This is a genomic window from Streptomyces sp. NPDC026538, from assembly GCF_055567535.1.
On the sequence record NZ_JBVHQG010000009.1, the window covers coordinates 323,967 to 335,840 of the forward strand.

13 protein-coding genes are annotated in these 11,874 nt (G+C 69.8%); 9 read left to right on the forward strand and 4 right to left on the reverse strand.

All coding sequences use genetic code 11. The features are described 5' to 3' along the window. Positions 1–79: 79 nt before the first annotated feature. Together ACZ4N4_RS33005 and ACZ4N4_RS33010 are read left to right on the forward strand one after the other, a co-directional pair. Entirely contained in the window at positions 80–631 is a 552-nt protein-coding gene (locus ACZ4N4_RS33005; RefSeq protein WP_467595669.1) for a TetR/AcrR family transcriptional regulator, read from the forward strand. Continuing rightward, positions 628–2,160 (forward strand): MFS transporter, encoded by a 1,533-nt coding sequence (locus ACZ4N4_RS33010; protein WP_467595672.1) that lies wholly within the window; start codon positions 628–630, stop codon positions 2,158–2,160. The genes ACZ4N4_RS33005 and ACZ4N4_RS33010 overlap by 4 nt, the downstream gene beginning before the upstream one ends. A gap of 4 nt (positions 2,161–2,164) precedes the next feature. Here the strand turns inward: ACZ4N4_RS33010 and ACZ4N4_RS33015 are convergent, their stop codons facing one another. Together ACZ4N4_RS33015 and ACZ4N4_RS33020 are read right to left on the reverse strand one after the other, a co-directional pair. Beyond that, a complete protein-coding gene (locus ACZ4N4_RS33015; RefSeq protein ID WP_467595675.1) occupies positions 2,165–3,805 on the reverse strand; it encodes a multicopper oxidase family protein in 1,641 nt (546 codons plus the stop codon). A 161-nt stretch (positions 3,806–3,966) separates the two neighbouring features. After that, positions 3,967–4,638: a lysophospholipid acyltransferase family protein gene (locus ACZ4N4_RS33020; protein WP_467595678.1), complete on the reverse strand. Its 672-nt coding sequence runs from the start codon at positions 4,636–4,638 to the stop codon at positions 3,967–3,969. 320 nt (positions 4,639–4,958) lie between these two features. On the opposite strand from ACZ4N4_RS33020, the gene ACZ4N4_RS33025 reads away from it, so the two are divergent. The 3 genes from ACZ4N4_RS33025 (at position 4,959) to ACZ4N4_RS33035 (ending at position 7,260) form a co-directional block, all read left to right on the forward strand. Then, positions 4,959–6,137 (forward strand): glycerophosphodiester phosphodiesterase, encoded by a 1,179-nt coding sequence (locus tag ACZ4N4_RS33025; protein WP_467595681.1) that lies wholly within the window; start codon positions 4,959–4,961, stop codon positions 6,135–6,137. 74 nt (positions 6,138–6,211) lie between these two features. Then, positions 6,212–6,718, forward strand: coding sequence for a sigma-70 family RNA polymerase sigma factor (locus tag ACZ4N4_RS33030; protein ID WP_467595683.1), 507 nt, complete (start codon positions 6,212–6,214; stop codon positions 6,716–6,718). 44 nt (positions 6,719–6,762) lie between these two features. After that, positions 6,763–7,260: a GNAT family N-acetyltransferase gene (locus tag ACZ4N4_RS33035; protein WP_351700595.1), complete on the forward strand. Its 498-nt coding sequence runs from the start codon at positions 6,763–6,765 to the stop codon at positions 7,258–7,260. Positions 7,261–7,374: 114 nt separating this feature from the next. On the opposite strand, the gene ACZ4N4_RS33040 is transcribed toward ACZ4N4_RS33035, so the two are convergent. Together ACZ4N4_RS33040 and ACZ4N4_RS33045 are read right to left on the reverse strand one after the other, a co-directional pair. Further along, positions 7,375–7,815 (reverse strand): hypothetical protein, encoded by a 441-nt coding sequence (locus ACZ4N4_RS33040; protein ID WP_453575514.1) that lies wholly within the window; start codon positions 7,813–7,815, stop codon positions 7,375–7,377. Then, positions 7,796–8,155, reverse strand: a complete 360-nt coding sequence (locus ACZ4N4_RS33045; protein ID WP_450758976.1) for a hypothetical protein — start codon at positions 8,153–8,155, stop codon at positions 7,796–7,798. The genes ACZ4N4_RS33040 and ACZ4N4_RS33045 overlap by 20 nt, the downstream gene beginning before the upstream one ends. 69 nt (positions 8,156–8,224) lie before the next feature. Between ACZ4N4_RS33045 and ACZ4N4_RS33050 the strand changes: the two genes are divergently transcribed. From ACZ4N4_RS33050 to ACZ4N4_RS33065, 4 genes are all read left to right on the forward strand, one after another. Beyond that, complete coding sequence (locus tag ACZ4N4_RS33050) at positions 8,225–8,872, forward strand: HAD family hydrolase (protein WP_467595687.1); 648 nt, start codon at positions 8,225–8,227, stop codon at positions 8,870–8,872. Between the two features lie 320 nt (positions 8,873–9,192). Further along, the gene (locus tag ACZ4N4_RS33055; RefSeq protein ID WP_467595690.1) at positions 9,193–10,227 is read left to right on the forward strand and encodes a methionine ABC transporter ATP-binding protein; all 1,035 of its coding nucleotides are present in this window, start codon (positions 9,193–9,195) and stop codon (positions 10,225–10,227) included. After that, positions 10,224–10,949: a methionine ABC transporter permease gene (locus tag ACZ4N4_RS33060; RefSeq protein WP_467595694.1), complete on the forward strand. Its 726-nt coding sequence runs from the start codon at positions 10,224–10,226 to the stop codon at positions 10,947–10,949. Before ACZ4N4_RS33055 ends, ACZ4N4_RS33060 begins: the two co-directional genes overlap by 4 nt. A 77-nt stretch (positions 10,950–11,026) precedes the next feature. Then, entirely contained in the window at positions 11,027–11,863 is an 837-nt protein-coding gene (locus ACZ4N4_RS33065) for a MetQ/NlpA family ABC transporter substrate-binding protein (protein ID WP_453575522.1), read from the forward strand. Positions 11,864–11,874: the final 11 nt, after the last annotated feature.

Here is an 11,874-nt window from a genome sequence, read left to right on the forward strand (position 1 = left end):
GAGACCATCCCTGACCCTTCTGTGACTCACGCGTGCCCAGGATGAGACAGATGTGTCTCACATGCGCTACCATTGTCTCATGGCCCTTGATCGTGAGCAGGTGCTGCGCAGCGCAGCCGCGTTGCTGACCCGCAGATCCACCGCGACCATGGACGAGGTCGCCAAGGCCGCCGGGATCAGCCGGGCCACCCTGCACCGGCACTTCGCGGGCCGGGACGCGCTCGTGCGCGCACTGGAGGCGCTCGGTATCGAGGAGTGCGAGGCGGCCCTGGACACCGCCCGCCTGGACGAGGGCCCGGCGGCCGACGCCGTGCACCGCCTGGTCCGCGAGATCGAACCGGCCGCCGGGCTGCTGGCCTTCCTCTACACCGAGAACCAGCTGTTCGAGGGCGAGCAGCAGAACCAGGGCTGGACCCGGATCGACGACCGCATCGCGGCCCTCTTCCGGCGCGGCCAGCAGAGCGGCGAGTTCCGTATCGACCTCACCCCCGCCTGGCTCACCGAGGCCCTGTACGGCCTGCTGGCCTCCGCCGCCTGGGCGGTGACGGAGGGCAGGGTCGCCCCCAAGGACTTCACCCACATGATCGTCGAGCTGCTGCTCGGCGGTGCACGACGAAGAGAGGAATCATGACCAGCACCGTGCGGCCGGCGTTCGCCACGGAGACGGAGGAGAAGCGCCCGGGCCGCTGGCTCGCGCTCTCCGTCCTGGTGCTCGCCGTGCTGCTCGTGGCCGTGGACGCGACCGTCCTCGGTCTCGCGACCCCCTACATCAGCGAAGACCTCGAGCCCTCCGGCACCCAGCTGCTGTGGATCGGTGACGTCTACTCGTTCGTCATCGCGGGACTGCTGGTCTCCATGGGCAGCCTCGGCGACCGCATCGGCCGCAAGCGGATCCTGCTCGGCGGCGCGACGGCGTTCGGCGCGATATCCGTCCTGAACGCGTACGCGACGACCCCCGGGACGATGATCGCGGCCCGTGCCCTGCTGGGCGTCGCCGGCGCGACCCTCATGCCCGCCACCCTCGCCCTGATCCGCAACCTCTTCCACGACCCGCGCGAGCGCAGCCTCGCCGTCGGCATCTGGGGCGCCACCGCCTCCGCCGGTACGGCCGTCGGCCCGATCGTGGGCGGCTTCCTGCTCGAACACTTCTGGTGGGGCTCGGTCTTTCTGATCAACCTGCCGGTGATGGTGGTCCTGGTCCTCGTGGGCATCAGGACGCTCCCCGAGTCCCGCAACCCCGACCCCGGTCCCTGGGACCTGATCAGTGTCGTCCTGTCGCTGGTCGGCATGATCGCGGTCGTGTACGCGGTGAAGGAGGCCGCGACCCACGGCCTCACCGGAGTCACCGCGGCCACCGCCCTCCTCGGCACCACGGCCCTCTACGGCTTCGTCCGCCGCCAGCTCACCCTGCCCAAGCCCCTGCTGGACATGCGGCTGTTCCGCGGGCGCGGCTTCAGCGGCGCGGTCCTCGCCGACCTGCTGACCGTGCTCGGCATGTCGGGCCTGGTGTTCTTCCTCTCCCAGTACCTGCAACTGGTCCAGGGCAGGCACCCGTTCGAGGCGGGCCTGGCCGAACTCCCGGCGGCCGTCGGCGCGGTGGCGGCGGGCCTGGTGGCCGGCCGGGTGGCCCGCCGTCACTCGGTGCGCGCGGTGGTCTCCGGTGGCCTGGCCGCCGTCGGCGTGGCCCTCGCGGCCCTGACCACGCTCTCCCAGTCCACCGGCTATCCGATCCTCGGCGCGGCCCTCCTGGTGGTCGGCGTCGGCGCCGGCTTCTCCTTCACGGTGACGGCGGACGTGATCCTCTCCAGCGTCCCCAGGGACCAGGCCGGCGCCGCCTCGGCGGTCTCCGAGACGGCGTACGAACTGGGCGCGGCCCTGGGCATCGCCCTGCTCGGCTCGATCGTGATGGGCGTCTACCGCGGTTTCCCGGGCCCGGCGGGCACCCCGGCCGCCGCCCACGAATCCCTGGGCGCGGCGGTGCGGGCGTCGACGGCCATGCCCCCGCAGACGGCGGCCGAGATGCTGGCGGCGGCCCGGGACTCCTTCGTCCACGGCCTGCACCTGGCCTCGGGCGCGGGCGCCGCGGTCCTGCTGGCGACGGCGGTGGCGGCCTGGTTCCTGCTGAAGGGGCAGAAACTGGAAGGCGCCCTGTCGGCGTGACGTCTCACTTCTGGTAGCCGAGCACCGTCATCATCCCGCTCTCCGAGTGGTACTGGTTGTGGCAGTGCAGCATCCACAGCCCGGGGTTGTCGGCGTCGAAGTCGAGCACCAGCTTGCGGTGCGGCAGCACGATCGTGGTGTCCTTCCGGGCTCCCGCCGAGTTCAGCCCGGTGACCGAGAACGTGTGCCCGTGCAGATGCATCGGATGCCACATGTCGGTCGCGTTGATGAGCGTCAGCCGCACCCGCTCACCGGCCCGCACCGCATGCCGCTGCCGCACGTCGTACGTCTTGTGGTCGAACCCCCAGTCGTACCTCTCCATCGTGCCCGTGATCCTGATCCGCAGGTCGCGGTCGGGTTTCCGGTCGTCCATGCGGACGGATTCGGCCGGCAGCAGCTGGCGGGCCGGCACGATCTCCCGGTCCAGCTCGTTCGGGCGGACATCCGGCGACGGAAGGTTTCTTCCGTTGTTGGTGCGGAGGAGCGCGAGCGCCTTGCCCGGCTTGCCCTCGGCGAGTGCGACGAGCGGGAAGACGCCGTCCTTGGCGGTGACGAGGACGTCGTACCGCTCGGCCATGCCGACGAGCAGGGCGTCTGTCGTCTTGTGCTGCACGGGGTAGCCGTCGGTGTGGGTGACGGTCATGGGGTGGTCGCCGAGCGCGACCCGGAACGCCGTCTCGGAGCCCGCGTTGATGATCCGGATCCGGATGCGGTCACCGGGGCGGCAGCGGAAGACGGAGGGGTCGGTGCGCAGCCGTCCGTTGGCCAGGTAGTGCGGGTAGGCGACGTTCCCGCCCTCGCCGTGCAGCAGGCTGCTGTGGGAGTCGCGCAGCACCCGGTCGGGGCCCGTCCGCGTCTTGGACCCCGACTTGGACGGTGCCGGGGACGTGCCCGCCGACCGGCGCGGGCTCGGGCTGCCGTGGCCGGGCCCCATGCCCATCCCCATGTGCATCGCCATGGAGCCGCCGGGCTTGAGCTGGTCGAGCACCCGCTCGGGGTTGGAGCCGTCGATGTCGTCCACCCAGTCGTCCAGGACGACGACCCACTCCTTGTCGTAGGCGAGGGGCTCCTTCGGGTCGTCGACGATGAACGGCGCGTACAGGGCACGGTCGGGCTGCATGCCGACGTGCGAGTGGAACAGATAGGTGCCCGGGTGAGCGGCGACGAAGCGGTAGACGAAGTCCGTCCCCGGCGCGATGGCCGGCTGGGTCAGGTCCGGAACGCCGTCCATGTCGCAGCGCAGCCGCACCCCGTGGGCGTGCAGCGTGGTCTTCTCGGTCAGCCGGTTGCTGACGGTCAGGCTCAGGACGTCACCGGTGGTGACACGCACCAGCGGACCCGGAACCGACTCGTTGTATGCCCAGCTGTGCACCGACCGCCCGCCCAGGTCCAGCATGCTCTCGGCGGCCGTGAACGTGACCATGCGGACGGGGCCGGAGCCGCGCTTCCGCTCGGTCGCGAGCACCTCTGGATCCGACGGGTTGACGAACCCCTTGGGTCCCTGCGGGACGAAAGCCGCGGTCCGGGCCGTGTGCTGCGGGCCCGGGCGCGAGGGGGAGTCGGAGTCGGAACAAGCAGACAGGAGCCCCGCGCCGGCGGCAGCGAACGGAGCACTGAGCAGGGTACGCCGAGAAGGTTTCTGCATGTCTGAATAAGACATGCTGTCTGCTCATATGGCCGGTAAATGCGAAGGAATGACCGAAGTGTCGGGCCAGATTCCACCGCCAGGCGGACGTGGACAGATGTCAGGCGGATGGCAGACAGAAGGCACGGACCTCAGGCCCGTGCCCTTGCGCCGAAAGAGTGTCAGGCGGCCTTCGCCTTCGTGGCGTACATGTCGACGTACTCCTGCCCGGACAGCCGCATGACCTCGGCCATCACCGAGTCGGTCACGGCCCGCAGCACGTAGCGGTCCCGGTCCATCCCCTCGTACCGGGAGAACTCCATGGCCTCGCCGAACCGGACGGTGACCGTGCCCGGCCGCGGGATGCCCGCGCCGCCCGGCTGCAGCTTGTCGGTGCCGATCATCGCGAACGGCACCACCGGCGCGCCGGTCATCAGCGTCAGCCGCGCGATGCCGGTACGGCCCCGGTACAGCCGGCCGTCGGGGGAGCGGGTGCCCTCCGGGTAGATCCCGAAGATCCGGCCCTCGTCCAGGACCCGCTTGCCGGTCATCAGCGCGGCGACACCGCCGCTCGCGCCGTCCCGGTCCACCGGGATCATGCCGACGCCGGTGAAGAACCAGGCCATCAGCCGGCCCTTGAAGCCCTTCCCGGTGACGTACTCGTCCTTGCCGATGAAGAACACCTGCCGCTTGCTCACGAGCGGCAGGATCATCGAGTCGATGAACGTCAGGTGGTTCCCGGCGAGGATCACCGGACCGTCCCCCGGGATGTGCTCCACGCCCTCCACCTGGGGGCGGAACATCAGGCGCATGATCGGTCCGAGCACTGCCTTGATGAACGCGAAGCGGGACAACGGGTCCTCCGATGTCGAGGGGCGGTATGAGTCTGTGCAGGTGAGGACATTACTCGCGGCTCCCTGGGGAGCGCACATCGAGGACGGCCGGTTCACCGAGGTCTTACGCACTGTTGACGCGGGTTTACCTGCGGTGCCGCCCGGGAGACAGCTTGCGGCGCGGCCGCGTCGATGTGACGGAAGTCGCCGACGGACCGTCATGACGCGCCGTTCATCAGCCATACGGAGTCATCCGGCAGTTGGGCCGACGGTCTCCCTTCGGTCACGTGCGCAGCCCTACGATCAGCCGGCATCGAAGGGCGAAGGTCAGGAGAGCGCTCATGAACACGAACGACTCGAACGAGCGGACACAGGTGAACGGCATGACCGGACGGCGGGCACTGCTCGGCGCCGCGGTGCTCGGCGCCGGCGGGGCGGTCCTCGGACTGCCCGGCGCCGCCAGAGCGGCCGAGGCGAGGCAGTCCGGCCACGGCGGCCTAAAGAGCCTGCCGAAGCCGACGATCATCGGCCACCGCGGCGCCAGCGGCTACCGCCCGGAGCACACCTTCGGCTCCTACAACCTGGCCCTCGACCTCGGCGCCGACATAGTCGAGGCCGGTGACCTCGTCCCCACCAAGGACGGCCACCTGGTCTGCCGTCACGAGCCGGAGATCGGCGGCACCACCGACGTCGCCGACCACAAGGAGTTCGCCGACCGCAAGACCACCAAGGTCCTGGACGGCATCCCCACCACCGGCTGGTTCACCGAGGACTTCACGCTCGCCGAGCTGAAGACGCTGCGCGCGATCGAGCGCATCCCGGCCAACCGCCCGCACAACACGCTCTACAACGGCCACTGGGAGATCCCCACCTTCGAGGAGGTCCTCAAGTGGCAGGACGAGCAGACCCGCAAGCGCGGCAAGCAGGTCTGGATCTACCCCGAGACCAAGCACCCCACCTACTTCCGCAGGCTGGGCCTCGGCCTTGAGGAGCGGGTCGCCAAGCTGCTGCGCAAGTACGGCAAGGACAAGCGGAACTCGCCGGTCATCCTGCAGTCCTTCGAGCCGACCAGCATCCAGCGCCTGAACACGCTGCTCGACAACCCGCTCGTCGTCCTGCTCTCCGCGGCGAACACCCAGCCCTACGACTTCGTCGCGACCGGCGACCCGCGCACCGTCGCCGACCTGATCACGCCGAAGGGCCTGCGCGAGATCGCCGGCTACGCGCAGGGCATCGGCCCGACCCTCGACCTGGTCATCCCGAAGGACGCGAGCGGCGACTTCACCAAGCCGAGCACGCTGGTCGCGGACGCGCACAAGGTGGGCCTGGTCCTGCACCCCTACACCATGCGCAACGAGAACCCCTTCCTGCCGCCGGCCTACCGCAAGGGCAGCGACGTCACCGCGTACGGCGATGTCTTCCCGGTCTTCCGGACGTACTTCGAGACCGGTATCGACGGAGTCTTCTCGGACAACGCCGACACCGCGGTCCTGGCCCGCGACGCCTTCGTCAACGGCTGAGCCCTCGCACCCCGTTCGGGGTGACTCCCGGCCGCCCCGGCAACCTGTCCCGGGGCGGCCGCGTCGTTCCGCATATGACGGACGACCTGGTTGCCGCCCTGGGCCCCCTGCTCACCGCCGAGGCCTCGGCCGAGGCGTATGCCTGCGGCAGCGATCCCGGCGATCTGGAACAGACGGTCTGGCTCCGCCTCCTGGAGCGGCTGGCGGCCCACGGGCCGCCCCGGGCCCCCGAGGACTGGCTGCGCAGAGCCGTCCGTGCCGAGTCCCGCCGCACCCGCCGTACGACACGCCATGAACGCCCCGACGGCACCGATCCCGCCGACCACGCCACCCTCACGCCCGAACAGCGCGTCCTCACGGCCGCCCACCGCCGTGCCGTGCGCGAGGCGGTCGCCCGCCTCCCCGGCCGCTGCCCCCGACTCCTGCAGGCCCTGCTCTCCCCGAACGACCTGACATACCGGGAGATCGCAGGGGAGTTGGGTATCTCACAGGGCAGTCTGGGACCGGAACGTTCCAGATGTCTGGGATGTCTGCGCCGTTTGTTGACGCCGGAGGTTGCGTCCCGCGAAGCGCGGGGATAGGAGTGAGAACGACAGGCGATCAGGTGAGCGGGAGGCGTGCGCACATGGGCATGAGCGTGACCATCTCGGTGGCGACCGAGCAGGACGCAGAGCAGATCTTCAGGCTCCAGTACCTGTGCTTCCAGAGCGAGGCGGCGCTGTACGGCAACTACCGCATCGACCCGCTCGTCCAGAGCCTCGACTCGGTTCGCCAGGAGGTCGCGTCCGACTGCGTCTTCGTCGCCCGACTCGGCGAGGAGGTCGTCGGCTCGGTCCGCGGCTCGGTCACCGAGGACGGCGCCGCCGCCATCGGCAAGCTCTGTGTCCATCCCCGCCTGCAGGGCCACGGCATCGGCGCGCGGCTGCTGCGCGCGGCCGAGTCGGCGCTGGTCGAGGAGCGCGGCGCCAAGAGGTTCCGCCTCTTCACCGGCCACCGCAGCGAGGGCAACCTCCGCCTGTACCGCCGCGTCGGCTACGAAACGGTAGGCACGTCGAAGGGCGCAGACGGCGTCCCGATGATCGTCCTGGAAAAGCCGGCCGGTACGTACGCGACCACGGCCTAGCTTTCAACGTCCCGAAGTGGAGCGCCCCGAAAGGGGCGCGGGGCTCTGCTTGATGTGCGGCTACCGCCGCGTGGGCGCGACCAGCCCCAACGCACCCGCAGTCGCGCACACTCCTCAGGCCCGCTCGTCCCGCGCGCCCTTCCGCAACCAGTACAACGCCGAGATCGGCAACAGCACCGGAATGAACACGTACCCCATCCCGTAGTCCGACCACACGGTCGCGTCCGGGAACGCCGAAGAGTCGACCAGGGTCCATGTGCCCACGATCAACACCCCGGCCAGCTCGGCGGCGCAGCACGCCTGCGCCACCCTGCGCGCCGTCTCGCCGCCCCGCACCAGCGTGTACGTGATGAACCCGTACACCACTCCCGCGACCGCCGACAGCGAGTACGCGAGCGGCGCCCGGTCGAACTCGGTCGCGATCTGGTACGCGGATCGCGACACCGCCCCGACGACCATCACGCCGTAGAACCACACCAGAAGCGTGCCCGGCCCACTGGTGAGCCGCTTCGGCCTCTGCTCCACGGTCGTCATCTCACCCTCCCCAGATGTCATAGAGCCGCACCTCCAGCACGGCCAGCACCACACCGCCCGCGGCGACCGTCACGGAGCCCCACCGGGTCCGCTCGGCCAGCGACATGAACCCCGCCGCCGGGACACACGCGAAGGCGCCCAGCAGATACGCCACGAAGATCGTCGTACCCTGCGCCGGCTTGTCGCCCCGGGCCAGCAGCACGATCCCGGCCGCCAGCTGGATCACCGCCAGCACCGACACCACGGCCATCCCGATGAAGTGCCAGTCCTTCGTCGGCTGGTCCCGGTACGCGGCCCAGCCGCACCATGCGGCGAGCAGCAGCGCGGCGACTCCGGTCACCAGCAACAGGGCATTGAGCATGCGGTGACCTTATTACGGCGGAAACGGCCGCACGCCGTCGCCCCTGCCGTACACCGTAGGGTCTAGACCATGACGATCCACGCACAAGCCCTGCTTTTCGACAACGACGGCACCCTGGTCTCCTCCCTCGACTCCGTGGAGCGCTGCTGGATCCGCTGGGCGGCGGAGTACGGCGTCACCGAGGAGTTCGCCCGAGTCGAACTGCACGGCCGGACCGCCGCGGACATCGTCGCCGACCTGGTCCCCGCCCACCTCGTCCCGGCGGCCGTCGCCCGGGTCGAGCAGCTGGAGGTGGAGGACGTCCCGGGCGGCGGCGTCCGGCTGCTCCCCGGCACCGCCGCCCTCCTCGACTCCCTCCCCGCCGAGCGCTGGGCCGTCGTCACCTCGGCCACCCGCCGGCTCGCCGAGGCCCGCCTCGCCGCGGTCGGGATACGCCCCAAGACGCTGATAGCCGCCGACGACATCACCCGTGGCAAGCCCGACCCCGAGCCCTACCTCCTCGCCGCCCGCCGGCTGGGCGTCGACCCGGCCCGTTGCGTGGTCTTCGAGGACGCCCCGGCCGGTCTCCAGGCCGGCCGCGCGGCCGGGATGACCACCGTGGCATTGGCCACAACCCACCCGGCGCGGGAGCTGGACGCGGACCTCGTGGTGGAGGACCTCTCGGCCCTGTCCGCGCTGGTCACCGACCACCTCATCGAGATCTCCGCGCGCCGCTGACGGGCGTCCGCCGCTGTCCAGCATGCGGACAGCGGCGGACTGTCAGGACCGTAGGTCTGGTTTACTGATCGCATGACCACGACGAGCGACCGCACCCCTGCGACCGAGGCGACCATGACGCCCGGTGCTCGTTGTATGTGTCGAATGTGCGCCTTCTAGAGGGCCCCCGCACCACCCCAGAGCCTCGCGCCCCGAAGCGAGCCGCCGCCGTGGCCTGTCCGTACGCCCCGCGCCGTATGTGACCCGGCTGCCCCGCGCACATTTTCCCTCCCGTACCAGGGCACACCCACGCCCGCGTACTCAACAGTGATGGAATCCCAGTGATCACCACAACGGGCCTGACCAAGGTCTACCGCTCCCGCGGCCGCGAGGTCACCGCCCTCGACGGCGTCGATCTGCACGTCCGTGAGGGCGAGGTGTACGGCGTGATCGGCCAGTCCGGCGCCGGCAAGTCCTCGCTCATCCGCTGCGTCAACCTCCTGGAGCGTCCCACCGCCGGCACCGTGACGGTCGACGGCCAGGACCTCACCGCCCTCGCCGGGCGCGGTCCCCGGGCCGGCCGGGAGCTGCGGCAGGCGCGCAGCCGTATCGGCATGGTCTTCCAGCACTTCAACCTGCTCTCCACCCGGACCGTCCAGGACAACGTCGAGCTGCCGCTCGAAATCCTCGGCACGTCAGGGAAGGAACGTTCCCGCAAGGCGCTGGAACTGCTCGACCTGGTCGGTCTCGCCGACAAGGCGAAGGCCTACCCGGCCCAGCTCTCCGGCGGTCAGAAGCAGCGTGTCGGCATCGCCCGCGCACTCGCCGGCGACCCCAAGGTGCTGCTCTCCGACGAGGCCACCAGCGCCCTCGACCCGGAGACCACCCGCTCCATCCTCCAGCTGCTGCGCGACCTGAACCGGCAGTTGGGCCTGACCGTCCTGCTCATCACGCACGAGATGGACGTGGTGAAGTCGATCTGCGACTCGGCCGCCCTCATGGAGAAGGGACGCATCGTCGAGTCCGGGACCGTCAGCGAGTTGCTCGGCACCCCTGGCTCCGAACTGGCCGCCGCGCTGTTCCCGGTCGGCGGCGAGGCCTCCGGCGACGACCGTACCGTCCTCGACGTCACCTTCCACGGCGAGGCCGCCACCCAGCCGGTCATCTCCCAGCTCTCCCGCACCTACAACATCGACATATCGATCCTCGGTGCCGCCATCGACACCGTCGGCGGCCTCCAGATCGGCCGGATGCGCATCGAACTGCCCGGCCGCTACGAGGACAACGTGGTGCCCATCGGCTTCCTGCGCGAACAGGGCCTGCAGATCGACGTGGTGGGCCAGGAGCCCGCGCTGGTGAAGGAAGGTGCCAAGTGAGCTGGTCCGAGATGCAGCCGCTGCTGTCCCAGGCCTGTTGGGACACGCTCTACATGGTCGGCTGGTCCACGCTGATCGCCGTCGTCGGCGGACTCCCGCTCGGCGTCCTGCTCGTCCTCACCGACCGCGGCGGACTGCTCCAGAACGTGCTGGCCAACAAGGTCATCGGCCAGATCGTGAACATCGCCCGCTCGATGCCCTTCATCATCCTGATGGTCGCGCTGATGACCTTCACGCGCTCGATCACCGGGACGACCATCGGCCGTGAGGCGGCCATCGTGCCGCTCGCCATCGGCGCGATCCCGTTCTTCGCCCGCCTGGTCGAGACGGCTGTCCGCGAAGTGGACGGCGGGCTCGTCGAGGCCGTGCAGTCGATGGGCGGCAACACCTGGACCGTCGTACGCAAGGTCCTCGTGCCCGAGTCACTGCCCTCGCTGATCTCCTCCACCACGACCACGATCGTCGCGCTCATCGGCTACTCGGCCATGGCCGGAACGGTCGGCGCCGGCGGGCTCGGCGACATCGCGATCCGCTACGGCTACCAGCGCTTCGAGACCCAGCTGATGTGGATCACCGTGGCGATCCTCGCCGTCGTCATCTCCCTCATCCAGTTCGCCGGCGACTACGCGGCCCGCTCCCTGCACCGCCGCGGCGGTGCGTCCGGGCCCCTGCCGAAGCTGCGGCTGCTGAAGGCCTCCACGGCCACCGGCAAGACCGTCTGAGCCCCTTCGGCACCCCTTCAGATTTCCCCGCACCACCCATCGCGGGGTCGCTCCACCCTTAAGGAAAGGCACTTTTCGTGCGTAACACCGCCAAAATCACCACCGCCGTCCTCGCCGCCGGAGCCCTCACCTTCGGGCTCACGGCCTGCGGCTCGGACAAGGACTCCGCCTCCGGCTCCGCCGACTACAGCGGCCCGCTGGTCGTCGCCGCGAGCCCGACCCCGCACGCCGAGATCCTGAACTACGTCAAGGACAACCTGGCGAAGAAGGCCGGACTCGACCTGGAGGTCAAGGAGTTCCAGGACTACATCGTGCCGAACACGGCGACCGAGGACGGCTCGGTGGACGCCAACTACTTCCAGAACCAGCCGTACCTCGACGACTTCAACAAGAAGCGCGGCACCCACATCGTGCCCGTCGTCACGGTGCACCTGGAGCCGCTCGGCCTCTACTCCCACAAGGTCAAGAGCGCCGACGCGCTGAAGAGCGGTGCGACCGTCGCCGTCCCGAACGACGCGGTGAACGAGGCGCGTGCCCTCAAGCTGCTGGCCGCCAACGGGCTCATCACCCTCAAGGACGGCGCCGGCACCGAGGCGACCCCGCAGGACATCGCCAAGAACCCGAAGAACCTGCAGTTCAAGGAGGTCGAGGCGGCCCAGACCGCACGCTCCCTGGACGACGTGGACGCCGCGGTGATCAACGGCAACTACGCCATCTCCGCCGGTATCAAGCCCGCCAAGGACGCCCTCGTCCTGGAGTCCGCGAAGAACAGCCCCTACGGCAACTTCCTCGCGGTGAAGAAGGGCAACGAGAAGGACCCGCGGGTGAAGAAGCTCGCCAAGCTCCTCACGTCGCCCGAGGTCAAGAAGTTCATCGAGGACAAGTACCAGGGCTCGGTCATCCCGTCCTTCTGATCGTTCCTCCG

Coding starts and splice junctions, on each gene's coding strand:
- ACZ4N4_RS33005 (WP_467595669.1), top strand. CDS start 80: ATGGCCCTTGATCGTGAGCAGGTGCTGCGCAGCGCAGCCGCGTTGCTG.
- ACZ4N4_RS33010 (WP_467595672.1), top strand. CDS start 628: ATGACCAGCACCGTGCGGCCGGCGTTCGCCACGGAGACGGAGGAGAAG.
- ACZ4N4_RS33015 (WP_467595675.1), bottom strand. CDS start 3,805: ATGCAGAAACCTTCTCGGCGTACCCTGCTCAGTGCTCCGTTCGCTGCC.
- ACZ4N4_RS33025 (WP_467595681.1), top strand. CDS start 4,959: ATGAACACGAACGACTCGAACGAGCGGACACAGGTGAACGGCATGACC.
- ACZ4N4_RS33030 (WP_467595683.1), top strand. CDS start 6,212: ATGACGGACGACCTGGTTGCCGCCCTGGGCCCCCTGCTCACCGCCGAG.
- ACZ4N4_RS33035 (WP_351700595.1), top strand. CDS start 6,763: ATGGGCATGAGCGTGACCATCTCGGTGGCGACCGAGCAGGACGCAGAG.
- ACZ4N4_RS33040 (WP_453575514.1), bottom strand. CDS start 7,815: ATGACATCTGGGGAGGGTGAGATGACGACCGTGGAGCAGAGGCCGAAG.
- ACZ4N4_RS33045 (WP_450758976.1), bottom strand. CDS start 8,155: ATGCTCAATGCCCTGTTGCTGGTGACCGGAGTCGCCGCGCTGCTGCTC.
- ACZ4N4_RS33050 (WP_467595687.1), top strand. CDS start 8,225: ATGACGATCCACGCACAAGCCCTGCTTTTCGACAACGACGGCACCCTG.